This is a genomic window from Litorivivens sp. (assembly GCF_041624475.1).
Lineage (GTDB): Bacteria > Pseudomonadota > Gammaproteobacteria > Pseudomonadales > Spongiibacteraceae > Litorivivens.
Window position 1 is genome coordinate 159625 of record NZ_JBFJUX010000004.1, and the last position, 23742, is coordinate 183366.

Consider the following 23742-nt stretch of genomic DNA (forward strand, 5'->3'; position numbering starts at 1 on the left):
GTTCGAGCGACACTATGAACGTAGGCATTGCCGGCGCTGGTCTCTTGGGTCGGCTGCTCGGCTGGCAACTGCAGCGCGCGGGCCATAAGGTCACCTTGTTTGACGCCGGTGACGAGCTGGGCACAAACAGTGCCGCATACGTGGCGGCGGCCATGCTGGCGCCCTACAGCGAAGCGGTAACCAGCGGTGCCGAGATGTTTGCGCTGGGCAAGCCTGCGCTCGGCCAGTGGCGTGACTTGTTGCAGCAGTTGGCGCAATGCAGTTCTCACGTGGTGGCGTTGAATGACAGTGGATCGGTCGTGGTCGCCCACGATCTGGACCGCGCCAGCCTGCAGCATTTTGCCCAGAAACTAAAAGCGGTCGCGGGCAACGATCCGGAGGTCAAGGTGCTCGATCGACCGGGTATTTCCGCCCTGGAGCCGGAGTTGCCGGCAAGCTTTCGGCAGGGACTTTGGTTGGCGGGAGAAGGTTGCCTCGACAACCGGGCCCTGCTTGTCGCATTGCAACACGCGCTTGTGGCCGGTGGCGCCGAGTGGCGCGCCAACGTCGCGGTGCAGTCGGTGAGTGCTGGCACATTGCACACTGCAGCTGGTGCAGAAAGGTTTGACTGGGCCATCGATTGTCGCGGTTTCGGCGCAAAAACCGACTGGCCGGATGTGCGAGGAGTGCGTGGTGAAATATTGTGGGTGCGGGCGCCCGAAGTGCGGCTGAGCCGGCCTGTCAGGTTAATGCATCCGCGCTACCACCTCTATATTACGCCGAAGCCCGGCGATATTTATGTGGTGGGTGCAACCGAGATAGAGAGTGAATCGCAGGCGCCGGTAACGGTTCGCTCGCAACTGGAGTTGCTGTCGGCTCTCTACAGCGTACATTCGGGTTTTGCCGAGGCGCAGATTGTGCACAGCTTCGCCCGCTGTCGCCCGGCGCTGCCGGACAATCTGCCGCAGGTGCTGGTCAGTGATGGTTTGCTGCGCATGAATGGCCTGTATCGCCACGGCTATTTGCTGGCGCCGACGGTAGTGGCCTCGGCGATCAAGGCGCTGGCCGGAAATTGCGATGGTGCTTTTGTCCAGGCACAAGAGTTGAAAGAAGCAAAATGATTGTAGTCAGTGTGAACAGTGAAAGCCGGCAGATCGACGGCGGCAAAAACCTTGCCGAACTGCTCGGTGAATGGGGTTTTGATTGTCAGCGCGTGGCAGTAGCGGTCAACGAGGACTTTGTTCCGCGTTCCACCTACGCAAATGTATCCCTGCAGGCGGGCGACCGGGTTGATGTGGTGGCACCGGTGCAGGGCGGATAGGGCAGAAGATGATGATAGCAGCGCAAGATAACTGGACTCTGTACGGGGAAACCTTTAGCAACCGGCTGCTGATCGGCAGCGCGCTCTATCCCTCGCCGCAGGTGATGAGTGAGGCGATTGCAGCGAGTGGTGCCGAGATCATCACTGTGTCCCTGCGCCGCCAATCGCCGGAAGAAGCTGGCGGTCAGTCGCTGTGGACGCATATTCAAAAGCTCGATAAAACCTTGCTGCCCAATACCGCTGGCTGCCATTCAGTCAAAGAGGCGGTCACGCTCGCGCAGATGAGTCGCGAGATGTTTGAAACCGATTGGATCAAACTGGAAGTGGTTGGGGATGACTACAACCTGCAGCCTGATCCTATCGCCACCGTCGAGGCCGCTGAACAGCTGATCACACTGGGCTTTAAAGTGTTTCCCTACTGCACCGATGATCTGGTGATCTGTCAACGGCTGCGCGATGTCGGCTGTGAAGTATTGATGCCCTGGGGCTCGCCCATCGGCACCGGCCGGGGGTTGATGAACCCCTATAACCTGCAGACCATTCGCGAGCGACTGCCGGATATGCCCTTGATTGTCGATGCCGGTATCGGCAAGCCGTCTCATGCAGTCATGGCATTGGAATTGGGGTACGATGGTATTCTGCTCAACACGGCGGTGGCTCAGGCCAGCGATCCGGTGTTGATGGCACAGGCCTTCCGCGACGCGATTCGCGCCGGTCGCCAGGGTTATCTTGCCGGGGCCATGCCCGAGCGGCAGACCGCCAGTCCGAGCACGCCGACTCTGGGGATGCCGTTCTGGCATCAACAATAGGGCTCTCGCCCGCCACGAAATAAGGGCACTGGATGAGTGAAAAAAAGAACCGCCGCAGCTTTGGTAATGTCGCTTTTCCCTCCGCCGCTGAAGATGCGCACCGCGCACGCGAAGTAGAAGAAACCCCTCAAACCCGCTCCTCCGCCTATCGGCTGGCCTTTACCGACGAAGATTTTCTACTGCGCGCCGAGCTGCGCCCGATTCGTCTGCAGCTGGAATTGCTGAAGCCGGAAATGACCATGCAGGAGCGGGAAATCGACGCGACCATCGTCATGTTTGGCAGTGCGCGTCTGCCAGATCCCGACAAGGCTGCTGAACAGGTCGCTCAGGCAAAACAGCTATTGGCAGAAAACCCTGATGACGAGACCATGCAGCGTCATCTGGCGATCGTCGAAAAACGCGCCGGCCTGAGCAGTTATTACGACGAAGCCCGCCGTCTGGCGAGCATTATTGGCGAACACTATTCCGGCTCCCCCGGAAAGCCGCGGGTGCACGTCATGACTGGTGGTGGCCCCGGTATTATGGAAGCAGCCAATCGGGGAGCTGATGATGTGGGTGCCGAGAGTATTGCACTTAATATTGTCTTGCCGCACGAGCAGCATCCCAATGAGTGGATTACTCCGGAACTCAGCTTCCGCTTTCATTATTTTGCCCTGCGAAAAATGCATTTTCTGATGAGAGCCAAGGCGCTGGTGGTTTTCCCTGGCGGCTACGGTACCCTTGACGAGTTTTTTGAAACCCTGACCCTGCTGCAGACCCAGAAGGTGAAAAGCCTGCCGATTCTGGTTTTTGGTCGCGAGTTCTGGGAGAAGGTGCTGAATTTTGACGCGCTGGTGGATTACGGCATGATCAGCGAAGAAGATATCCACCTGTTTACCTATGTCGACAGCGCCGAGCAGGCTTGGGCCATTATCCGGCAGTATTGCGAGAATTGAATTTTTCAGCCCCACGCGCTTGTGGGCAATCAGTAAGGACAGTGAATGGCATCACAGAGTAGACCCATCGCCTGGAGTATCGCCGGTTCAGATTCAGGCGGCGGTGCCGGTATTCAGGCCGATCTGGCCACCTTTCAGGATTTCGCGGTTCACGGCTGCACGGTGATTACCGCGATCACCGCCCAGAACAGTTTCGCTGTGGGCTATGTGGCGGTTACCCATCGCCGGGCGCTGGCGGCGCAGATCAACGCCCTGGACAGTGACTTGCCCGCCAATGCCATCAAGGTGGGCATGCTCGCCAGTGAAGAAGTGGTAGAGATGGTCGCGAAGTACCTCAAGGAATATCCGGGCTTCGTGGTCTGCGATCCGGTTACCCGTGCCAGTAGCGGCGACTCGCTGATAACCGGTGACGCCACCAACGCCTTGCTTGACCAATTACTGCCGCGGGTCGATTTGCTCACCCCCAATCGCAACGAAGTGGAGGCTCTTTTGGGGCGCCAGTTGCGGGGTCTGGACGATGTCGAAAAAGCCGGTAAGGAAATGGTCGCGCTGGGCGCGCGGTCGGTGCTGATTACCGGCGGACATTTCGATGCCCTCAACGGCGAGCGGCTGGACTACTGGACCGACGGCGAGGACGGCTTCTGGTTACACGGCCGCGATGTGCAAACCGTTAACAGCCACGGCTCAGGATGTACCCTCTCATCGGCAGTGACCGCGGCGGTGGCGCGAGGCTATGACCTGAAAGACGCGCTGGTGCTGGGCAAGGCCTACGTGACTCAGGGGCTGAGGTTGTCGTCGCAAATCGGCGGTGGCCCTGGTGCGGTGGCCCATATGGGATGGCCCACCCACTGGTGGGACCTGCCCACGGTCAGCCCGACTTTGCGCCACAAGGCAGTAAAACCCTTCCCGGATTGCGGCGGTAAACTGGGGCTTTATCCTGTGGTGGACAGTGCCGAATGGATTGAGCGCCTGCTGCCGCTGGGTGTTACCACTATCCAATTGCGGGTGAAAGATAAAACCGGCGCGTCGCTGCGCGAGGAAATTGAGCGTGCGGTTGCCGTCAGCGAGCGCCACAAGGCGCGTTTGTTTATCAATGATTTCTGGGAAGAGGCCATTGCCGCGGGCGCCTACGGGGTGCACCTGGGGCAGGAGGACCTAGAGACGGCGGATATCAACGCCATTCGCGAGGCGGGATTGAGGCTAGGGGTGAGCACACACAGCTATTTTGAAATCGCCACGGCGCACAGCCTTAAACCCAGTTATATCGCGCTCGGCCCGATCTATGCGACTACCAGCAAGGTGATGCCCTTCGATCCGCAAGGCCTGAGCCAATTGCAACACTGGGTCGAGCTGCTCGGCGAGCAATACACCCTGACCGCGATTGGCGGCATTGATGTGCGCCGGGCCAAAGATGTGCTGTCCACTGGCGTTGGCAGCGCGGCCATGATCAGCGCCATTACCCAGGCCGACGATGTCGAAGCCACGGTGGCTGAATTGATCGCCCTGCACGAGGCTGCCCAGTGAAACGGTGCTTGGCGCTGCTTTGCCTGCTGGCGCAGTCGGCGCTGGCAGACGTGCAGGTCAACGCCTTGTTTGAGGGCTCCGCCTACCTGACGGTTAACGGCCAGCAGAAATTGCTGCGCCAGGGCCAGAGTTTTCAAGGGGTGACCCTGCTGCAGGCCAATACGGAAAAAGCGCTGCTGGAAATCGACGGTCAGCAGCAGTGGCTGGATCTGTCCTCGCGCATCAACGCCAGTTACCGCGCCAACACCGCTCGCGAGGTGGTACTGCATCGCGACAGCGAACTGAAGTATATGACCCAGGTCAGCATCAATGGGCGCAGCATTGCCGCGTTGGTGGATACCGGCGCCAACCTGATGGCGCTCAGCAGTCGCCACGCCACCCAGCTGGGTATCGATTTCAAGAAAGGGGAGCGGGCGGCAGTCTCCACGGCCAGCGGAATAGCGCCGTCCTATCGGGTCACGCTGCGCTCGGTGAGCGTCGGTGGTATCGTCGCCAATAACGTGCCGGCAGTGGTGATTGAAGGTAATTTTCCGCAGGTGGTCCTGTTGGGGATGAGTTACCTGACGCATGTGGACATGCAGGAGCGGGACAACATCCTGACACTTCGTGCCCGTTACTGACTTTGCGGTCGAATTTGCCTGCCAATCAGGCTAGAATTGCGCCTCCCTGCAATCTGGCCGGAGTTCAGCGTGTCCCTTAGGTTTGTCGAATCCTCGAAACTGCCCACCCCGTGGGGCATTTTCGATATCCATGGTTTTGAGGATACAGAAAATCACAAAGAGCACATTGTGCTCACCCTGGGCGATGTCAGCAGCGACGAGCCGGTGCTGGGGCGGGTGCACTCCGAGTGCCTGACCGGCGATGCCCTGTTCAGCATGCGCTGTGACTGTGGCTCGCAACTGCAGGCCGCGCTGGAGCAGATCGCCACCGAGGGGCGCGGCGCCCTGTTTTATCTGCGCCAGGAAGGACGGGGTATTGGTTTACTGAACAAGATCCGCGCCTACAAACTGCAGGATGAAGGCGCCGATACGGTTGAGGCCAATGAAAAGCTCGGCTTTCATGCGGATATGCGCGATTACAGCATCTGCAAAGTCATGTGTGATCACTTGGGCATCAGCCAGCTCAAGCTGATGACCAACAACCCGCGCAAAGTAAACGCCTTGACTGAACACGGTATTGAAGTGGTTGAGCGGCTGCCGCTGCGCACCGGGGAAAACCCCCACAATGCCCGTTACCTGGCCACCAAGGCCGGCAAACTCGGCCACCTGTTTGATCATTGAGTCAGTCAGGGGCGGCGACGCTGCTTCAGCCAGTAAACGGTTTTGTCGGTAACCACAGCGTCCAGCGGAATATCCCAGCTCTGTACCGGTAATTGCTCTACTTCCTGACAGTGGTGGGCGAGGCCAATCAGCAGCGGCCGTTTTATGGGCGACAAACGCGCCAGCGTGCGGTCGTAAAAACCGCCTCCCATCCCCAGTCGATTCCCCTTGCGATCAAAGCCCACCAGCGGCAACAAAATCACATCCATGGCCGCGACCGGCAGGTCAGTGCCCCGCCTGGGTGCAGGTTCGGGAATGCCAAAGCGGTTGGTGCGCAGCGTCTGCCCCGGGCGATGGCTGCGAAAGGCCAGGTGAGTGCGGCGCAGGCAGGGCAGGTAGCAGCGTTTGCCCATGCGGCTGAGTCGGCGCAGGGTCGTGTAGGGCGAAATTTCGCCGTCATTGGCGAGATAGAGAGCGATACTCCGCGCGGAGCGCAGTACAGGCAGGGCGCGCAGTTGGGTGTCGAGATTCCTGCTTGCTGCGCGCTGGTCGTGTACAGACAGGCCCCGGCGGCGTTCGCGCAGGCTGCGTCTCAATGCTGATTTCTGCAGGGATGTCATGCGCTTATGGTGCGCAAAGTGCTGCGAGCGAGCAAGTAGAAAAACCCCGGTGGTACCGTTGGCCGCGTGACCCTTGAACCCAGAGGTTCAAGGTGGCAGTCCCCGCGTTGCATCAGGCTTCCCGTCAAGCGGGCATGCACAACAGCAACGGCTGGAAACAGCCTGGGTAAAAAGCATCGGCTCAGGGATCTTGCGGTCTGACGCATACCCCAGGGTCGAGCCAGATTATAACACCGGTGGCACCCCACCTATAAGGGCAAACCACGATTACCCCTGTGAATCTTTGCTTGAAATTTCGTGACAAGTCGGGGGTTTTGCCTTAAAAAGCCGCGTCCTGTCGCGAGTACCAGCGTGAATACTCTCAGCCCTCTTCTTCTAGCGGATGCCTTTGACCGTATCGCCGACGATCTTTTGCGCGATGGCTACAGCCTGTGCGATTCGCTGGTGCCGGCAGAGCTGCTCTGGGCGCTCTACGAGCGAGTGGGGCCCCGCAGTCGCGCCGGCTTTCGGCGCGCCGGAGTGGGGCGCGACAGTGCGTTTCGGCTCAGCGAGCGTTTGCGCTCGGACACGATTCACTGGCTCGACCACGACTATCCGGCTGAATCGGCCTACCTGAACTGGATGGAACAGCTGCGGCTGGGACTGAACCAGCGTTTGATGCTGGGTCTGTTTGATTTTGAATGTCATTTCGCTCGGTACAAGCGTGGCGCTTTTTACAAAACCCATCTGGACGCTTTTGCCGGACAGACTAACCGCATTCTGTCGAGCGTCTTGTACCTAAATCCGGTCTGGGCGCCGGACTGGGGCGGCGAGCTGGTGATGTACCGCAACTTTGACGGTGAGGTGGTGGAAACCGTGGCGCCGCTATTTGGCCGTCTGGTGCTGTTTCTCAGTGAGCGCTTTCCGCACGAGGTCAAACCGGCCCGGCGCCAGCGCTATAGTGTGGCGGGTTGGTATCGAGTTCGGCCCATTCTATAGAGCGTGAGTTTTAAAGACAGAAGCGCTTGATCAGATCGCGCAGCAGGTTCACAGCAGGCTTAATCTGGCTCAGCTCCAGATACTCGTCTGGCTGGTGAGCCACATCAATAGAGCCGGGGCCGAGTACGATGGTTTCCATGCCCAGTTGCTGCATAAAGCCCGCTTCAGTGCCAAAGGCCACAGCATCGGCGCGGTGGCCGGTCAGGGTTTCGGCCGCTTTCACCAGTTCGCTGTCCGCCGCCTGCTCAAAGGGCTCGATACCTGGCATCAGTGAAGCCAGTTCAAAGTCTACGCGGTGGGCTTCGGCGATGGGCTGCAATCGCGCGCGAATAGCGGCGCGCAATTCGTCATTGTGCATGCCGGGCACGCCGCGCAGATCAAACTGCAGTTCGCACTGACCGCAGATGCGGTTGGGGTTGTCGCCACCGTGAATGCAGCCAAAGTTGAGTGTCGGCGAGGGCAGGGTAAAGCCTTCGTGGCGGTAGCGCCCCGCTAGGTCCCGGCGCAGCTTGACCAGCTCGCTCATCACCTCGTGCATCGCCTCCAGCGCCGAGCGGCCGAGTTTGGGGTCAGATGAATGCCCCGATTGGCCCTGCAGGCGCACCGCCTCCATCATGATGCCCTTGTGCATTCGAATGGGCCTGAGACCGGTAGGTTCACCAATGACCGCATAGCGCGCCTTGGGAAAACCCTGACTGGCCAGTGCTCGGGCGCCAGCCATGGAGCTTTCTTCGTCGGCGGTGGCCAGAATCATCAACGGTTGCTGCAGCGGGCTATCGAGAAAGTGGCGGGCGGCCTCAATGGCAATCGGGAAAAACCCCTTCATATCTGTCGCGCCGAGACCGTATAAACGCTGATCGCGTTCGGTCAGGGTAAAGGGGCTGCTGGTCCAGAGTGACTCATCGCACGGGACGGTGTCGGTGTGTCCCGCTAGTACCAGCCCGCCCGGGCCGGAGCCCAGTGTGGCCAGCAGATTCGCTTTCTGAGGGTGGTGGGGCAGCGGCAGAATCTGTACGGCAAAGCCCAGCTCTTCGAGCCAGCCCGCCAGCTTTTCGATAACCGGCAGGTTGCCGAGGTCGTGACGGGGCGATGCGGAACTGACTGAGGGAAGTGCAATCAGCTCCGCGAGTTGGGTTTTGAGGTCAGGGAGGGCCACCGATCAGCCGAAAATGCCTTTAAACAGGAAGAAGAAGATAATCGCCAGACCGGCACCTGCAGGCAGAGTAATCAGCCAGGACAGAAAAATACTGCCGATCACACGCAGGTTAAGGGCCGCAATACCGCGCGCCAGACCGACGCCGAGAATCGCGCCCACCAGTGTGTGTGTGGTTGAAATCGGCAGGCCCGTGGCTGAGGCCAGCACGACAGTGGTGGCGGCGCCCAGCTCGGCGGCGAAGCCGCGGCTCGGGGTCAGCTCGGTGATCTTTTTACCTACAGTGGCAATAACCTTAAAGCCGTAAGTTGCCAGACCGACCACGATACCGCCGCCACCGAGCAGCAAGACCCACCAAGGCAGGGGGGATTTAGCAGCAACTTCGCCGCCTGACTGGATAACGGACACCACCGCTGCCAGCGGGCCGACCGCATTGGCCACGTCATTGGAGCCGTGGGCAAAGGCCATGGCGCAGGCGGTGAAGATCATCAGTATGGCGAAAACGCGCTCGACGTTGGCGTAGCGGAAGTTGCCTTCAATGGGCTCGTCCTTGATGCGGCTAAGCAGCACATAGCCCAGTCCCATAATCACCAGGCCAACCATCGCCGCGTAGGCCAGACATTCCTGGAAGCTCAGACCCAGGCCAATATGCTTGAGGCCTTTTACCATGGTGACCATGGCGATGATGAAGCCCACCGCAAACATATAGAACGGAACGTACTTCTTGGCTGCCTTGAAGGGTTCCGGGGCATCTAGAATCAGGCGTTGGGCGCTCATAAATAAGAGGAAGGAAATAGTGCCGGCCATCAGGGGCGAAACTACCCAGCTGGCGGCGATCTGGCCCACCTTGCCCCAGGCGACCGCATCCACGCTGATGCCTACGGCGGCAAAGCCTACCAGCGCGCCCACGATGGAGTGGGTGGTTGAGACCGGCCAGCCCATCAGCGAGGCAATCAGCAGCCAGGTACCGGCCGCCAATAGTGAGGACATCATGCCGTACACCAATAACTCGGGCGTGTCGGCGAGTATGGATGAGTCGATGATTCCTTTGCGGATGGTGGAAGTGACTTCACCCCCAGCCAGATAGGCGCCGCAGAATTCGAATACCATGGCGATCAGGATCGCCTGTTTGATGGTCAGCGCCTTGGAACCCACCGAGGTGCCCATGGCGTTGGCTACATCGTTGGCGCCCACACCCCAAGCCATAAAGAAGCCGAATAAACAGGCCAAAATCAGCAGAATATGGCCGTGTTCTGCAATAACAGACATGTGTTATCCCCAAAATTTTTTGTGGTTCGTTAACGGGCCAGCAGAATTTGCAGGCGCGAACCTACTTTCTGCGCTTCGTTGGCCAGTTCACCTACCCAGTCGATGATCCGGTAAAGGAACATGACGTTGACGGGCGGCAGCGAATCCTCCAGTTTGAACAGCGCGGCTCTGATTTTGACCTGGGCCTTGTCATTTTCGTGTTCGAGCTTATCCAGCTCGTTGATCAGCGATTCCACGAAGTCCACTTCGCGACCGCGAAAGCCGCTTTCCAGCAGCTCGTCCAGCTCATCAATAGCGCGGTGAGCCTGGTTGACGGTATCGATGGCGAGTTTGAGGTAGTCGCGCATCAGGTCGGTCAGCTTCTCCGGAATTGTCATTTGGCGACCCAGCATCAGGCCGGCAATATCCTTGGATAGATTGGCGATGTGATCCTGTACGCCCACCAGATCAAGCAGGTCTGAGCGCGGGACCGGCAAAAACAGGCTCTTGGGCAGCTGAATGCGGACCTGCTTTTTCAGCTTGTCAGCATCGTGCTCAAGCTTGGTGATCGCTTTCTGCTGTTCTTTGGCGGCATCCCAGTCTCCTGCGTAGGCGGCCTCCATAAAGGCGGCCAGCGTCTGGGCGCAATCCCGGACACTGGTCATATGCTGCTGGATGGGGGCAATCGGTGATTTTCCGAACAAATTGGTGAGAGGGTTACCAGCCATAATGCTCTCCTGCTTCGCGAGGCCGCCAGTATACTGGCTTGTCATAAAATTGTAACAGTTGACCTGAAGGCCCTTTTTGGGCCTGCTGTGGTCCCACGCTGGTAATTGTGGGCGGGTGACTGTGATAATACAGTGAAAAGAATAGGGAATTTTGTATGCAGAATACGGCGCCCAAGCTATCCGGCCCCTTGTCGGTCAAACAACTGCTGAACCTGCTGGAACAGGAGGGCTATATTACGGCTGCCGATTTTCGTCGCATTCCCCATTTCACTTCCAAGCGCGACGGCAAAGCGGTAAATCCGATAGAGCATATTGCCAACTTTGACCTGGAAAACCTCAAGCGCCCGGGGCGGCACCTGACAGAAGATTTTCTGATGCAGTGGCTGGCAGAGCACTGCGGTCTGGACTATCGTCCCATCGACCCGCTGAAGATTGACGTGCCAGCGATTACCGAGGTGATGTCCTTCGCCTTCGCCCAGCGCTACGGCATTCTCGCGCTGGAAGCGAATGAGGATGAAGTCGTGGTCGGTGTGCAGGATCCCTTCGAAAGCAAATGGGAGGACAACCTCGCTCCCACCCTGCGCAAACCGCTGCGCAAGGTTCTGGCCAAGCCCTCGGATATTGCTCGTTATACGGTTGAGTTTTACAGTCTCTCGAATTCGGTGCTGGGGGTGCAGGGCACCGAGAAAAAGGAGTCCGGTGTTACCAATCTGGAGCAGCTGCTGCAAATGGGCGCTGCCAAGGATCTGGATGCCAACGACGGTCACGTGGTCAAGATTGTCGACTGGCTGCTGCAGTACGCCTTTGATCAGCGGGCCAGTGACATTCATATCGAACCCCGTCGCGAGATCGGCAATGTTCGCTTTCGTATCGATGGTGCTCTCTACAATGTGTATGAAATGCCCGCCGGGGTGATGGCGGCGGTGGTCAGCCGGCTGAAAATTCTCGGTCGCATGGACTTGGCGGAAAAGCGCCGGCCCCAGGATGGGCGCCTGAAAACCAAAAATCCTCATGGCGGCGAGATAGAGCTGCGCTTGTCCACACTGCCCACGGCCTTTGGCGAAAAGATGGTGATGCGGATCTTCGATCCGGAAGTGTTGTTGCGCAGCTTTGATCAGCTGGGTCTGCGCGGCGAGGACCTCAAGCGCTGGCAGACCATGATCAATCAGCCTAACGGCATTGTGCTGGTCACTGGGCCCACCGGCTCTGGCAAGACCACGACCCTGTATTCGAGTCTGAAACAGATCGCGACCTCGGATGTGAATGTCTGCACCATTGAAGACCCCATCGAAATGGTAGAGGGCAGCTTCAACCAGATGCAGGTTCACTCCCAGATCGGGCTGAGCTTTGCCGCCGGGGTGCGGGCGCTGCTGCGCCAGGACCCGGATATCATCATGATCGGTGAAATCCGCGACCGCGAAACCGCCGAAATGGCAGTGCAGGCGGCACTGACCGGTCATCTGGTCATCGCGACCTTGCACACCAACGATGCACCGAGCGCCATTACCCGGCTGCTGGAACTGGAAATACCTTCCTACCTCCTCAAGGCGACCGTGTTAGGGGTGATGGCCCAGCGCCTGGTGCGCACCCTCTGCCCTCACTGTAAGCAGCCGGCAGAAACCGACTCGCTCGGTTGGCAGCAGTTGATTGCCCCATGGCGAGCCGAAAGCCCCAAACAGGTGTACAGCGCAGAGGGTTGTCTGGAGTGCCGCAATACCGGTTTCTACGGTCGTCAGGGCATCTACGAGGTGTTGACGATGGATGACGCTGTGAAGGGCATGATCAACAATGATATGAATCTGGCCGGTCTGCGCCAGGCGGCGGTGAAGGGGGGCATGAAAACCCTGCGCCTGAGCGGCGCCCAGAAGGTGGCCGCCGGCGAAACCACCATTACCGAAGTCATGCGCGTGGCACCCAGCGCGCAAAGTAACTAGTTCAGACTAAGGACTTTCATGGCACTGCCTGTTGATAAGGTTCCGGAATGTTTACGCGAGGATTTGGCGAGCAACTGGCAACAGTTGATTGAGGCCTGCAACGACGAACAGCGGGCCTGGTACGAGGCAAGTCTCGCAGATGCAGCGTTTGCCAAGCGGCTGAGTCGGGTGCTGGCCAGCTCCCAGGCGGGCTTTGAAATTCTGCGTCAGCTGCCGCAAGTGCTGATTGATCTGCAATCTTCAGGTGAGCTCGATGCGCCGCAAAGCGACTTTGCCTTTTCGGCCCAGCCGGCATCCGCAGCTGAGCTGGACAAGGCGCTGCGTCGCTTTCGCAATTACCATTGGCTGCGCATTGTCTGGCGCGACCTCAACCGCCTGGCGGACACCTCCCAAACCACAAAAGACCTGAGCCTGCTGGCTGACCACTGCCTGCAAATCGCGCTCGATTTTCACCACGCCGACTTGGCGCTTGAATGGGGTGAGCCCCACAGTCGCAGCGGCGAACCGCAGCGACTGGTGGTGATTGCCATGGGCAAGTTGGGTGCCTGTGAGCTGAACCTGTCCTCAGATATTGACCTGATTTTCACCTATCCCGAATCGGGCGAGACAGTCGGCGGTGTGCGTCAGGTGGATAATCAGCAGTTTTTCATCAAGCTCGGGCAGCGCCTTATTGCCAGCCTTGATCAGCGCACGGTGGACGGTTTTGTGTTCCGCATGGACATGCGCTTGCGGCCCTACGGCCAGAGTGGCCCGTTGGTGATCAACTTCGATGCCATGGAGGAGTACTACCAGGATCAGGGGCGGGAGTGGGAGCGCTACGCCATGATCAAGGCACGGGCCGTGGCCGGCGACATCGCCTCTGGCGAGCGCCTGCTGGCGGATCTGAAGCCCTTTGTCTACCGCCGCTATATCGACTTTTCGGTCATCGAAGCCCTCCGTGAAATGAAGGGAATGATCCGGCGCGAGGTCAAGCGGCGTCAATTGCAGGACAATATCAAGTTGGGCAGTGGCGGCATTCGCGAGGTGGAATTTATCGCCCAGTGTTTTCAGCTGGTGCGCGGTGGGCGCGAGCCGGCCTTGCAGGAGCGTCGCCTGCTGGTGGTACTCAATGAGTTGCTGGAGCTGGAACAGTTGCCGGTGGAGGCGGTGCAGGAGTTGACGGCTGCCTATAACTTTCTGCGCGACAGCGAACACGCCATTCAGGCCTGGCTCGATCGTCAGACCCAGCATTTGCCGAGAGAGCCCAGAGAGCGCGCCGCACTGGCCTGGGTTATGGGTTTTGATAACTGGGCGGCCTATGAGGCGGCGCTGCAACAGCATCGCGAGAATGTGGCGGCTCACTTTGAGGCGGTCATAGCCGATCCGGAAGAGAGTGATGAGATAGAGCGCTCCGAGCGACCCTGGGAAGACTTGCTGCAAAACGCTGAGCATGCAGCCCTGGTGGCCGAACTGGAAGACGCCGGCTTTGATGAAGCCGAAGAAGTCGCCCGGCTGACCCTCGCCATGCTGGATGGCGGCACCGTCAAGCGAATGCAGAGCATCGGCCGCGAACGACTATACGATTTTCTACCGCGCTTACTCGATGCCTGCGTCGACGCAGAGCTGCCGGGTCGCTGCTATCTGCGAATCCTGCCGCTGGTGGAGTCGGTACTGCGCCGTACCGCCTATCTGGTGCTGCTGATAGAAAACCCGGGTGCCCTCAGCCGGCTGGTGCGTCTGTGTGACGCGAGCCCCTGGATTTCGCGGCAACTGGCCCGCAACCCGGTGCTGCTCGACGAACTGCTCAATGAGCACAGCCTGTTTTCCGTGCCGGACAAAGAGGGCCTTTACAGCGAGTTGCGCCAGCAATTGCTGCGCATTCCCGAAGAAGATCAGGAAGCGCAAATGGAAGCCCTGCGCTATTTCAAACTGGCGCATATTCTGCGCGTCGCGGCCTCGGAAATCGTCGGCACCCTGCCGCTGATGAAGGTCAGTGATTACCTGTCCGCCATCGCCGAGGTGGTGCTCAGCCATGTGCTGGAGCTGGCCTGGCAGGATCTGCAGGCCCGCCATGGCAACCTGCCCGGTTGTGAAAGCGAGCTGCCCTTTGTGGTGGTGGGCTACGGCAAGCTGGGTGGGCTGGAGCTGAGCTACGGCTCTGATCTGGATCTGGTGTTTATTCACGATGTTGAGAGCACCGCAGTAACAGATGGCAAGCGGCCGGTGGACGCGGCCACCTTCGTAACCCGGCTCGGCCAGCGCATGATCCATATTCTCAACGCGACCACGGGCCTCGGCCAGCTCTACGAGGCGGATATGCGGCTGCGTCCGTCCGGCAATTCGGGCCTGTTGGTGGCGTCGTTCAAAGCCTTCGAGGAATACCAGTACAGCAACGCCTGGACCTGGGAACATCAGGCGCTGGTGCGTGCCCGGGTGGTGGCCGGCGGTGAGGGCTTGGCGAAGCGTTTTGCGGAGCTGCGTGCGGCCCTGCTGGCCAAGCCCCGCGACGAAGAGACCTTGCGCAAAGAGGTGGTCGAAATGCGCGACCGCATGCGCGAGCACCTTTCCGGCGAAAGCAGCAGCAAAAAAAATGAGAGCTTTGAGCTGAAACAGGGGCTTGGAGGTATCGTTGATATTGAATTTATGGTGCAATATGCGGTTCTCGCCCAGGCCTGCCGGTACCCCTCGCTCACGCGATATACCGACAACATCCGGATTCTGGAGTCGCTGCAGGCCGAGGGCCTGTTAAGTGAAGCTCAGGCTCTTGCCCTGATTGACGCCTACAAGACTTTCCGCAGTTTTGTTCACCGCTCAAGCCTGCAAGAAGAAAAGGGGGTTGTGCCCCTTGCCGAGGTCATGGAGCAGCGACAGCGAGTGCTTGAACAATGGCAGCACTGGATGACACCGGGCGAAGCGAATAACGAAATTTCTTGAGGAGTATCTGCAATGTCCATGGCTGATCGCGATGGCGTGATTTGGTTTGATGGTGAAATGGTGCCCTGGCGCGAAGCCAAGGTGCATGTGCTGACTCACACTCTGCACTATGGTCTCGGTGTGTTTGAGGGCGTGCGCGCATACAAAACGGACAGTCACGGTACAGCCATCTTTCGCCTCAAGGAACATACCGATCGTCTGTTTCGGTCGGCCCATATTCTCAATATGGAAGTGCCGTTTTCGAAAGAGGTGCTCAACGCCGCCCAGCGCGATGTGGTGCGTGAAAATGGTCTGGATGAAGCCTACCTGCGACCGATGGTCTTTTTCGGCTCCGAAGGTATGGGCCTGCGCGCCGACAACCTGAAAACCCACGTGATTGTGGCGTCCTGGCACTGGCCGGCCTATATGTCGCCGGAAGCCAAGATCAATGGTATCAAGGTGCGCACCTCGTCCTACACCCGTCACCACGTCAACATTTCCATGTGCAAGGCCAAGGCCAACGGTCACTACATCAACTCCATGTTGGCCCTGAAAGAAGCTTTGGACAGCGGCTGTGAAGAGGCCCTGTTGCTGGATAACGAAGGCTATGTGGCGGAAGGTTCCGGCGAGAATATCTTTATTGTCCGCGAGGGCAAGCTCTATACCCCCGAGCTGACCAGCTGTCTGGACGGCATTACCCGCAACACCATCTTTGCGCTGGCGGAAGACAACGGCTATGAGATCATTGAAAAGCGCATCACCCGCGATGAAGTCTATATCGCCGATGAAGCCTTCTTCACCGGTACCGCTGCCGAAGTGCTGCCCATTCAGTCGCTGGACGGACGCCGCATCGGCGAAGGCAAGCGCGGCCCTATTACCGAAAAGCTGCAGAATGCTTACTTCGATTCGGTGAAAGGTCGCGGCAACTTCCGGGCCGAATGGCTGGCGCCGGTCGCTGACTGATCGGACCGATGCCGAACCGTCGCATACTCATCATTGGGCCTTCCTGGGTCGGCGACATGGTTATGGCGCAGACCCTGTTCAAGGTGCTGCGCCAGCTTCATCCGGGTTGCGAGATTGATGTGCTTGCGCCCCAGTGGAGCAAGCCTCTGCTCGACCGGATGCCGGAAGTGCGCAACGGCCTGAGTATGCCGGTGGGTCACGGTCAGTTGCAGCTGGGCACCCGCCGTAAGATTGGCCGTGAACTGCGCGAGGCCGGTTACGACCAGGCAATTGTTCTGCCGAACTCCTTAAAATCTGCCCTCATCCCCTTCTTTGCCGGCATTCCTCAGCGAACCGGGTGGCTCGGTGAAATGCGCTATGGCTTGCTGAACGATGTGCGCAAGCTGAACAAATCCGACTATCCACTGATGATTGAACGCTTTGTCGCGCTGGCCCTGCCGCAGGGATCAACCCTGCCTGAGCCGATTCCCCGGCCGGCGCTGATGGTGGATCAAAAAGCTGCGGCAAAATTGCTGGCCGAGAAAGGCCTGCAATCGCCTGTGCTGGCACTCTGCCCCGGCGCCGAATTTGGCCCCGCCAAACGCTGGCCGGACAAACACTACGCCGCTGTGGCCGCCGACTATATCGGTCGCGGTTGGCAGGTGGTTTTGATGGGCTCAGCCAAGGATGCCGAGGTGGCCGAGCGAATTCGCGGAGCCCTGCCGCCGACGTCTGCCGAGCGCTGCATCAGCCTCTGCGGAAAGACCTCGCTGGGGCAGGCCATTGATATTCTGTCACAGGTGTCCGCGGTGGTTTCCAACGACTCGGGGCTGATGCACATTTCGGCGGCTCTGGGCCGGCCTTTGGTGGTGGTCTACGGCTCCACCTCGCCGGGCTTTACGCCGCCGCTGGCCGAGCGCGTTGCCGTCGAACAGATTCCGGTGGACTGCGGCCCCTGTTTTAAACGTGAATGCCCGCTGGGGCATCTCAAATGCCTGGTAGATCTGGCGCCGGCGCGAGTTATTCAATCTCTTGATGCTTTGCTTGCCGATGAGCCGATTGCCGTAGAGCTGACCGGCAAAGACAACTCCTGATGCGTGTACTGATTATCAAAACCTCGTCGATGGGCGATGTGATTCACACCCTGCCGGCCTTGACCGATGCTGCCCAGGCGATTCCCGGGATTGTATTCGACTGGGTTGTAGAAGAGGGCTTTGCCGAAATCCCCGCCTGGCATGAGTCGGTGGGGCGGGTTATTCCGGTGGCCATCCGGCGCTGGCGCAAGTCGCCGCTGGCGGCGATGAAAGGGATTGAGTGGAAGGCCTTCAAAACCCAGATTCGAAAGGAAAACTACGATCTGGTGATCGATGCTCAGGGTCTGTTCAAAAGCGCGGTGCTGATGCGCCTGGTCAAAGCGCCGCGCGCAGGCATGGATAGTGCCACCGTTCGCGAAAAAGTGGCGTCGTGGTTCTATCATCGCAAGTATCACATTCCTCGCGAACAGCACGCGGTGGAGCGGACCCGACAACTGTTCGCCCAGGCGCTGGGCTACGAAAAGCCTTCGCGGCGCGGCGATTACGCCATCGACTGCAGCAAATTCAAGCTCGGCGGCGAACGCGAGCCCTATGCCATTTTTCTGCACGGCACAACGCGCCACGACAAGCATTGGCCCGAGCCCTACTGGCGAGAACTGTGCAATCAAGTGGTAAAAGCGGGTTATGAAATTCGCTTGCCCTGGGGTAGCGATGCCGAGCGCGAGCGGGCGCTGCGCTTGGCGGATATTTTAGAGAAAATCAAAGTGCTGCCCAAGTTGAACCTCCAGGGCGTCGCCGCCGAGTTGCAAGGCGCGGCTTTTGTGGTGTCGGTGGATACAGGGCTGGGCCATCTGTCCGCTGCGCTGAATCGTCCCACAGTGGCGCTTTACGGTCCGACCTCGCCCAATCTGGTGGGAACCTACGGCGCCAACCAGCGCCACCTGCTGGCGGGGGAATTCCCCCGCGGTGATCTGCCAGCCACCGACCCGGTGGTGATGACCGCACTTACCCCACGCCGGGTGTGGCGAGCGGTGGAAGAGCTGCAGCAGGAGACGAGCTGATGCATTTCGGCTTTGCGCTGTTCAAGTATTTTCCCTTTGGAGGCTTGCAGCGCGATATGCTGGCCATTGCCCGGGCCTGCATCGACCGCGGCCATCGGGTTACCGTGTTCTGCGGTGAGTGGGAAGGTGAGCGGCCTGACGACATTGCTGTGCGCGAAGTGCCGGTCAGTGGAATCAGCAACCATGCCCGCGATCGGGCCTTTGCCGAGGCCTTGCCGGCGCAAGTTAAAGCATCCGGCGTTGAGCGGCTGGTAGGTTTTAATAAAATGCCGGGGCTGGATATCTACTATGCGGCCGACAGTTGTTTTGCCGCCAAGGTTTATGAGGAGCGAGGTCGCCTGTATCGCTGCCTGCCGCGTGCCCGCCAGTATCTGGCTATGGAGCAGGCGGTGTTTTCTCCGGCGGTCGCGACCCGCTCACTGTTGATCTCCGAGCCGGAAAAAACGGTGTATCAGCATTACTACAAAACACCGGATGAGCGCCTGCAGTTGCTGCCACCGGGCATTCGTCGCGACCGCATTATGCCTGAGGATTATGCGACCAGACGCCGGGCTTTGCGCCAGCGCTTTGGCTGGCAGGACGAGGAGAAAATAGTTCTGTTCGTCGGCAGCGGCTTTCGCACCAAGGGACTTGATCGAGCCATCCGTGCTTTTGCAGAACTGTTGCAGTCCGGTGTAAAAAGCCGGCTTTTGATTTTGGGCAAAGACCGTTCAGATCGCTTTGTAAAACTGGCGGCTACTCTCAATGTGTCGGCGCAGGTGCAGTTCCTCGGAGGTGTGGACGCGGTGAGTGATTATCTTTGGGCCGGAGATGTTTTACTCCACCCGGCCTACCGCGAAAATACAGGCACGGTGTTGTTGGAGGCAATGGTTGCGGGTTTGCCCGTGGTAACCACGGATGCCTGCGGCTACGCCCGTTATGTCAGCGAGCAAAACATGGGGGCGGTCATTCCTAAGCCTTTCTCTCAATCACAACTGAATGCGGCCTTGAAAGAGATTGCTCAAGCGCCAGCAGAGCCCTGGCGTGAGCGTGGCCGGGTATTTGCGGCATCGGCGGATATTTTCAGTATGCCGCAACGCGCCGCAGAATTTCTGGAGAATAAACATGACTGATGCGCTTCGCAGTGCGCTTGAGACTCGACAGTGGCAGGTTGCGACGCCGGTGGAGTGTGTCGTTGACGGTGAGCCCCTGGTGCTGGAGCAGAGTCTGCGTCTGTTGCCGGGTAAGCGCGCCACCTTTGCCGGTCGCTGGGGGCGCAGGGCGGTCGTCGCCAAAGTGTTTTTGCCGTCGGTTGAGCGTGAGCAGCAGGCAGAGGTCAGCGGTTTTAATGTGCTGCAGCAGGCGGGCCTGCCCGCGCCCGCACTGCTTTGGGCCGGTACTCTGGAAAGCGGTCTGCTCGCGGTAGTCTACGAAAAGCTCGAAGGCGCTGAATCGCTGGGCAGCGGTCTGCGCGGTGAGCGCCGCAATGCCTTTCTGGCGGCGACCTTCGAGTTGCTGGCGAGCATGCACCGGGCCGGGATCTGGCAGGAGGATATTCATTTCGATAATTTCCTGCTGGCGGACGGCAAGATGTTTATCGTCGATAACGCCTCCCTGAAAAGCGAGGCCGGCCCCCTATCGGTGGAGCAGTCACTGGATAATCTGGCGGATTTTATCGCCCAGTTTCCCTGGAGTGAGCGCCAGGCACTGCTCGACAGTCCCTACTTGCCGCTGTCGCTGGATATAGCCGAAGACAAAGCGCGCCGTTTGTTGCACGAGAAAACCCGCAAACGCTGGTGGTACCGGGCAAATAAATACCTGAGCAAAATTTATCGAAATTGCACAGAGGTTGTCGCGAGTCGAACCGGGGGCTGGCATCTGGTCTACAAGCGGGGTATTGACGAGGCGTGGTTAAGCAAATTCAAGGCCGCGCCGGATAGCGTTATGGTTCGCGCAACCCTGCTGAAAGACGGCAATAGTGCAACCGTTGTGCGCACGGAGCTGGCGGGTCGGCCGGTGATTATCAAACGCTACAATATCAAGAATGCCGGCCACCGCTTGCGCCGACTGTTTCGCGAAACCCGCGCGAGCAACGCTTGGCGCGCAGCACACCTGCTGCAGATGGCCGGTATCAGGACGCCTGCGCCGCTGGTCTTGCTGGAACAGCGGCGCGGCCCATTGCGCGGGGTCGCCTACCTGGTGTCGGAAGATGTTGGCGGCGAGGAAATGCTGGATGTCTTTACCCGGCGCGAGCCCACCGAAGCTGAACTTACCGAGGTGGCAGAAACCTTTCGCGTAATGCAGGAATTGCAGCTTTGCCACGGCGATCTCAAGGCTACCAATTTTCTGGTGGCAGGGAAGGGCGTGCAGCTTATTGATCTGGACGTGCTGCATGCGGTGGCGTCATCGGCTGCGTTTAAGCGCTGCCAGCAGAAAGATCGCGAGCGCTTTTTGCGCAACTGGTATGCGCATCCGGGGGTGGAAAGGCAGTTCAAGCAGTTATTGGGCGGTCGAGTGTCATCCTGATGATACGTTTTTCGGTGGTGATACCAGCCTACAATTACGGGCATCTGTTGGATCGGGCGGTTGCTTCTGCGTGCGAGCAGCCCGGCAATGACTATGAGGTAATTGTCGTCGATGATGGTTCTACGGATCAGACCCCGAGAGTGCTCAAAGAGTTAGTAGCTCGCTACCCACATCTAAATGTAATCCGGCAGGACAATGCAGGGCCATCCGCGGCTCGCAATCACGGCGTTGTGGTGGCTGGCGGAGAGTGGGTGTTGTTCCTTGATGCCGACGACGAAATGTTGCCCACTGCATTGGGCGATTTTCGCGAGCGATTGGAAATCTCGCCTTCTGCGGAAATGGTACTGGCTCCAACGCTGTCTGTATTCCCTGATGGACGTGAGAAACTGGCTCCTGTGCCGGTGGTGGCCAGCTCACCCGAGCAGCGATTTCAGGATTATCTATTTAAGAGGCTCAGACTATCCAATGGCGCTGTGCTGATGGCGCGGAGCCTTCTTCTACGGTTTCCCTTTAATCCCTCTCTGCGTCAAACGGAAGATATTCCTGTGTTTGCGCATTGTTTGGCAGCCAGTGGTGAAGTGCTTGCCGTGTCGCGGGCTGTAGTAAAAATCCATAAGCACGATGGCAGCCGTCGCCACGGAAGTGATGCGGCCCTGTCGGTCGGTATGCAATTGGTGGATGAGGTGTTTGACCCGAGCCGTCTGACGCAATCCTGTATGCGATACAAAGCGTCATACCGTGCCCGGCGCGCTTTATCCGTATTCCGAATTCTTTATCGCGCAGGCCGGCTGCGAGAAGCGCGCGGCTACTATCGAGAGGCCCTGTCTTCAGATTGGCGACAGGCACTTGGGAAGCCCGGGAATCTTTTGAAGTATTTTAGAGCCTTACTGACGTTTTAGCAGACGTCGCCACCAGCTGGGTGATGGCTGTTCTGGTTTTATGCTCAGTGGTTCTCGAGCAATAGCCAGTATTTGATCGGCGATATGTTGATGGGAAAACCGGCTCAATGCATGAGCTTCTCCGGCTTTGGCAATGCGAGTGCGCAACCCATTGTCTTGCCGCAGCTGTTGTATTTTCTCGATGGCTTCGTCAGCCGAATCATAAAGTACGATATTCTCCATATCCTTGAACCCTAAAGCCTCCTCCTCTCCGGCGCCCTGGCGAGCGGCGACGAGCACACAACCGCAGGCCATTGCTTCGAAGTTTTTGGCCATGTATTCGCCCAGTCCGATGTCGGCACTGATAAAAACTTCGATGCGGTTCAGGGTGTCGCGATACTCCTCCTGGCTGTGGGTCCGCAGGCTGGTGACGCCGAGCGTTTGGTCGACCGATTCCAGTAATTCGCGCCGCTCACGATAAACATCAGAGCGAACACGGCCAATAAACCCTAGCGGAATATCGCGTGCTAACTGTGTGTTTGACAGTGCATGTTGATCGAAGCCCTTCGGGATCACTCGCGACTCGATACCTTGCTGGCGAAATCGTGCGGCTGTGGCAAAACCTGTCAGTATCAGGGTAGCCTGCGGGAGGTCTTGATAGTACTCCGTAAAAGCACCGTACCAGCGTGAGGCGGGCAGGAAGTTCTGGCAGGCATCTTCTTCAAAGATTACAAGGTTGGGGATGGTTTTGAGGTTTTTGCTGAATCGCCGGATCTTGGAAAAAGGCAAATCCAGAATCACGCGATCATAGCGATGGCCTTGCAAGCGCTTGAAGGTTTTGGGGAAGGCTTTTATCTCTGGTTTTTCAAGAACCGCGACATCAAGGTCGTCGTATTCCCCGAGATAGCGATAAAGCCAGTCAAAATTTACATCACGATCGGCGTGGCCAATAAGCAGGGTGCGGTGTGGCTGGTAGCTGGTCACGTCTGGCATAGTCAAAAAATCATCCTGGCAAGCGCGCGAATGGTTTTTTTGGAATAGTGACGGAGGCTTATGTCCTTCAATATGTCGCGGGCCAGCGCTTTCTGTTTCTGCTTGGCGGCGGTTAGCAGCAGGCTATTCATTTCCTTGGCGTAGACGCGCTCAAAACTCGGGTGATCGCGATATTCCAGCAGTGTCTTGCGAATGCAGTCACGCATGAAGGCCGTGTTTTTGTAGGTGTTGCTGCCGTGCTTGCGGTAATACAACATAATGTCATTGAGGGCATAGAAGCGGTAACCCTCACTGGAGAGTTTCATCCACATGTAGATATCTTCCAGTGCAATGTCGGGGCGATAGCCTCCGACAGCACGCATAGCCTCTGTGCGCACCAGTGCGGTTGACGCCGCGAAGCCGGGTTTTCGGCCTTCAAAAAAGTCTTCAAACACCAGCTCTCGCGCTGGATGGAAAACCTGACGTTTGTTGAGCAGCTGCCCCTTGCCATCAATATAGATCGCGTTACCCCCGCAAACCGCGTATTCGGGGTTGGCTTCGAGAAAGGTAACCTGCTTCTCGACCTTGTCGAGAAAGGCGATGTCATCGGAGCCCATCTGGAAGAAGTATTTTCCCCGGGCGCGCTCAAGTGCCTGATTGAGTGTGGCGGACAGGCCGATATTGGCTTGTGCCTGAAAGAAAAACCCGTGGGTGTCAGCCAGTGCCTGAAGAATCGGCACACTGCCGTCAGTTGACCCATCGTCGTAGACCAACAGCTCAATGGCCGGGTACGTCTGGCGCAGAATGCTGAGTACTGCATCGGTGATGTATTGCTCGTGGTTGTAACAGGACAGGGCCACCGTCACCAGCGGCTCTGCGACAGAGCCGGAGCTGTGATCATCCATAATGATATCTTTCTGAAACGAAACGGGAATTCTACGGCATGAGACCGGTGGGGTGCTACTTTGAG

The 23742-nt window shown here is 58.5% G+C and carries 22 protein-coding genes and 1 other RNA gene; 16 read left to right on the forward strand and 7 right to left on the reverse strand.

Annotation, left to right across the window (positions count from 1 at the left end):
- Positions 1–14 precede the first annotated feature (14 nt).
- From ABY734_RS07240 to ribA, 7 genes are all read left to right on the forward strand, one after another.
- Positions 15–1100 carry an FAD-dependent oxidoreductase gene (locus ABY734_RS07240; RefSeq protein ID WP_372778298.1) on the forward strand — a complete coding sequence of 362 codons (1086 nt, stop codon included), beginning with the start codon at positions 15–17 and terminating at the stop codon, positions 1098–1100.
- Complete coding sequence (gene thiS, locus ABY734_RS07245) at positions 1097–1300, forward strand: sulfur carrier protein ThiS (protein ID WP_372778299.1); 204 nt, start codon at positions 1097–1099, stop codon at positions 1298–1300. The genes ABY734_RS07240 and thiS overlap by 4 nt, the downstream gene beginning before the upstream one ends.
- An 11-nt stretch (positions 1301–1311) precedes the next feature.
- On the forward strand, positions 1312–2109 hold the full coding sequence (locus ABY734_RS07250; RefSeq protein WP_372778300.1) for a thiazole synthase: 798 nt from the start codon (positions 1312–1314) through the stop codon (positions 2107–2109).
- Between the two features lie 32 nt (positions 2110–2141).
- Positions 2142–3044, forward strand: coding sequence for an LOG family protein (locus ABY734_RS07255; protein ID WP_372778301.1), 903 nt, complete (start codon positions 2142–2144; stop codon positions 3042–3044).
- A 45-nt stretch (positions 3045–3089) separates the two neighbouring features.
- Positions 3090–4568 (forward strand): thiamine phosphate synthase, encoded by a 1479-nt coding sequence (thiE, locus tag ABY734_RS07260; protein ID WP_372778302.1) that lies wholly within the window; start codon positions 3090–3092, stop codon positions 4566–4568.
- Complete coding sequence (locus tag ABY734_RS07265) at positions 4565–5188, forward strand: TIGR02281 family clan AA aspartic protease (RefSeq protein ID WP_372778303.1); 624 nt, start codon at positions 4565–4567, stop codon at positions 5186–5188. The genes thiE and ABY734_RS07265 overlap by 4 nt, the downstream gene beginning before the upstream one ends.
- A 69-nt stretch (positions 5189–5257) precedes the next feature.
- Positions 5258–5848 (forward strand): GTP cyclohydrolase II, encoded by a 591-nt coding sequence (gene ribA, locus ABY734_RS07270; protein ID WP_372778304.1) that lies wholly within the window; start codon positions 5258–5260, stop codon positions 5846–5848.
- A gap of 5 nt (positions 5849–5853) precedes the next feature.
- Here the strand turns inward: ribA and ABY734_RS07275 are convergent, their stop codons facing one another.
- Together ABY734_RS07275 and ssrS are read right to left on the reverse strand one after the other, a co-directional pair.
- On the reverse strand, positions 5854–6447 hold the full coding sequence (locus ABY734_RS07275; RefSeq protein ID WP_372778305.1) for a 5-formyltetrahydrofolate cyclo-ligase: 594 nt from the start codon (positions 6445–6447) through the stop codon (positions 5854–5856).
- 39 nt (positions 6448–6486) lie between these two features.
- Positions 6487–6666: non-coding RNA, 6S RNA (gene ssrS / locus ABY734_RS07280), on the reverse strand.
- Positions 6667–6798: 132 nt separating this feature from the next.
- On the opposite strand from ssrS, the gene ABY734_RS07285 reads away from it, so the two are divergent.
- Positions 6799–7425: a 2OG-Fe(II) oxygenase gene (locus ABY734_RS07285; RefSeq protein WP_372778306.1), complete on the forward strand. Its 627-nt coding sequence runs from the start codon at positions 6799–6801 to the stop codon at positions 7423–7425.
- Between the two features lie 10 nt (positions 7426–7435).
- Here ABY734_RS07285 and argE read toward each other — a convergent pair whose 3' ends face one another.
- The 3 genes from argE to ABY734_RS07300 are packed head-to-tail and all read right to left on the reverse strand — an operon-like array spanning position 7436 to position 10554.
- Positions 7436–8581 (reverse strand): acetylornithine deacetylase, encoded by a 1146-nt coding sequence (argE, locus tag ABY734_RS07290; protein WP_372778307.1) that lies wholly within the window; start codon positions 8579–8581, stop codon positions 7436–7438.
- 3 nt (positions 8582–8584) lie between these two features.
- The gene (locus ABY734_RS07295; protein ID WP_372778308.1) at positions 8585–9847 is read right to left on the reverse strand and encodes an inorganic phosphate transporter; all 1263 of its coding nucleotides are present in this window, start codon (positions 9845–9847) and stop codon (positions 8585–8587) included.
- 29 nt (positions 9848–9876) lie between these two features.
- The gene (locus ABY734_RS07300) at positions 9877–10554 is read right to left on the reverse strand and encodes a TIGR00153 family protein (protein ID WP_372778309.1); all 678 of its coding nucleotides are present in this window, start codon (positions 10552–10554) and stop codon (positions 9877–9879) included.
- A 155-nt stretch (positions 10555–10709) separates the two neighbouring features.
- Here ABY734_RS07300 and ABY734_RS07305 point away from each other — a divergent pair, with 155 nt between their 5' ends.
- From ABY734_RS07305 to ABY734_RS07340, 8 genes are read left to right on the forward strand one after another with little or no spacing between them, the layout of a single operon-like run.
- The gene (locus ABY734_RS07305) at positions 10710–12488 is read left to right on the forward strand and encodes a GspE/PulE family protein (RefSeq protein ID WP_372778310.1); all 1779 of its coding nucleotides are present in this window, start codon (positions 10710–10712) and stop codon (positions 12486–12488) included.
- Positions 12489–12506: 18 nt separating this feature from the next.
- A complete protein-coding gene (gene glnE / locus ABY734_RS07310; RefSeq protein WP_372778311.1) occupies positions 12507–15401 on the forward strand; it encodes a bifunctional [glutamate--ammonia ligase]-adenylyl-L-tyrosine phosphorylase/[glutamate--ammonia-ligase] adenylyltransferase in 2895 nt (964 codons plus the stop codon).
- Positions 15402–15413: 12 nt separating this feature from the next.
- A complete protein-coding gene (locus ABY734_RS07315) occupies positions 15414–16343 on the forward strand; it encodes a branched-chain amino acid transaminase (RefSeq protein WP_372778312.1) in 930 nt (309 codons plus the stop codon).
- 8 nt (positions 16344–16351) lie between these two features.
- Positions 16352–17416, forward strand: a complete 1065-nt coding sequence (gene waaF, locus ABY734_RS07320) for a lipopolysaccharide heptosyltransferase II (RefSeq protein WP_372778313.1) — start codon at positions 16352–16354, stop codon at positions 17414–17416.
- On the forward strand, positions 17416–18417 hold the full coding sequence (rfaC, locus tag ABY734_RS07325) for a lipopolysaccharide heptosyltransferase RfaC (RefSeq protein WP_372778314.1): 1002 nt from the start codon (positions 17416–17418) through the stop codon (positions 18415–18417). The genes waaF and rfaC overlap by 1 nt, the downstream gene beginning before the upstream one ends.
- Complete coding sequence (locus tag ABY734_RS07330; RefSeq protein WP_372778315.1) at positions 18417–19529, forward strand: glycosyltransferase family 4 protein; 1113 nt, start codon at positions 18417–18419, stop codon at positions 19527–19529. The genes rfaC and ABY734_RS07330 overlap by 1 nt, the downstream gene beginning before the upstream one ends.
- A complete protein-coding gene (locus tag ABY734_RS07335) occupies positions 19522–20922 on the forward strand; it encodes a lipopolysaccharide kinase InaA family protein (RefSeq protein WP_372778316.1) in 1401 nt (466 codons plus the stop codon). Before ABY734_RS07330 ends, ABY734_RS07335 begins: the two co-directional genes overlap by 8 nt.
- A complete protein-coding gene (locus ABY734_RS07340) occupies positions 20922–21821 on the forward strand; it encodes a glycosyltransferase family 2 protein (RefSeq protein WP_372778317.1) in 900 nt (299 codons plus the stop codon). Before ABY734_RS07335 ends, ABY734_RS07340 begins: the two co-directional genes overlap by 1 nt.
- On the opposite strand, the gene ABY734_RS07345 is transcribed toward ABY734_RS07340, so the two are convergent.
- The gene (locus ABY734_RS07345; protein ID WP_372778350.1) at positions 21807–22793 is read right to left on the reverse strand and encodes a glycosyltransferase; all 987 of its coding nucleotides are present in this window, start codon (positions 22791–22793) and stop codon (positions 21807–21809) included. The two genes, ABY734_RS07340 and ABY734_RS07345, sit on opposite strands and share 15 nt — an antisense overlap.
- A 2-nt stretch (positions 22794–22795) precedes the next feature.
- Entirely contained in the window at positions 22796–23677 is an 882-nt protein-coding gene (locus tag ABY734_RS07350; protein WP_372778318.1) for a glycosyltransferase family 2 protein, read from the reverse strand.
- Positions 23678–23742 lie beyond the last annotated feature (65 nt).

Coding starts and splice junctions, on each gene's coding strand:
- ABY734_RS07240 (WP_372778298.1), top strand. CDS start 15: ATGAACGTAGGCATTGCCGGCGCTGGTCTCTTGGGTCGGCTGCTCGGC.
- thiS (WP_372778299.1), top strand. CDS start 1,097: ATGATTGTAGTCAGTGTGAACAGTGAAAGCCGGCAGATCGACGGCGGC.
- ABY734_RS07250 (WP_372778300.1), top strand. CDS start 1,312: ATGATAGCAGCGCAAGATAACTGGACTCTGTACGGGGAAACCTTTAGC.
- ABY734_RS07255 (WP_372778301.1), top strand. CDS start 2,142: ATGAGTGAAAAAAAGAACCGCCGCAGCTTTGGTAATGTCGCTTTTCCC.
- thiE (WP_372778302.1), top strand. CDS start 3,090: ATGGCATCACAGAGTAGACCCATCGCCTGGAGTATCGCCGGTTCAGAT.
- ABY734_RS07275 (WP_372778305.1), bottom strand. CDS start 6,447: ATGACATCCCTGCAGAAATCAGCATTGAGACGCAGCCTGCGCGAACGC.
- ABY734_RS07295 (WP_372778308.1), bottom strand. CDS start 9,847: ATGTCTGTTATTGCAGAACACGGCCATATTCTGCTGATTTTGGCCTGT.
- ABY734_RS07300 (WP_372778309.1), bottom strand. CDS start 10,554: ATGGCTGGTAACCCTCTCACCAATTTGTTCGGAAAATCACCGATTGCC.
- ABY734_RS07305 (WP_372778310.1), top strand. CDS start 10,710: ATGCAGAATACGGCGCCCAAGCTATCCGGCCCCTTGTCGGTCAAACAA.
- glnE (WP_372778311.1), top strand. CDS start 12,507: ATGGCACTGCCTGTTGATAAGGTTCCGGAATGTTTACGCGAGGATTTG.
- ABY734_RS07315 (WP_372778312.1), top strand. CDS start 15,414: ATGTCCATGGCTGATCGCGATGGCGTGATTTGGTTTGATGGTGAAATG.
- waaF (WP_372778313.1), top strand. CDS start 16,352: ATGCCGAACCGTCGCATACTCATCATTGGGCCTTCCTGGGTCGGCGAC.
- rfaC (WP_372778314.1), top strand. CDS start 17,416: ATGCGTGTACTGATTATCAAAACCTCGTCGATGGGCGATGTGATTCAC.
- ABY734_RS07330 (WP_372778315.1), top strand. CDS start 18,417: ATGCATTTCGGCTTTGCGCTGTTCAAGTATTTTCCCTTTGGAGGCTTG.
- ABY734_RS07335 (WP_372778316.1), top strand. CDS start 19,522: ATGACTGATGCGCTTCGCAGTGCGCTTGAGACTCGACAGTGGCAGGTT.
- ABY734_RS07340 (WP_372778317.1), top strand. CDS start 20,922: ATGATACGTTTTTCGGTGGTGATACCAGCCTACAATTACGGGCATCTG.
- ABY734_RS07345 (WP_372778350.1), bottom strand. CDS start 22,793: ATGCCAGACGTGACCAGCTACCAGCCACACCGCACCCTGCTTATTGGC.
- ABY734_RS07350 (WP_372778318.1), bottom strand. CDS start 23,677: ATGGATGATCACAGCTCCGGCTCTGTCGCAGAGCCGCTGGTGACGGTG.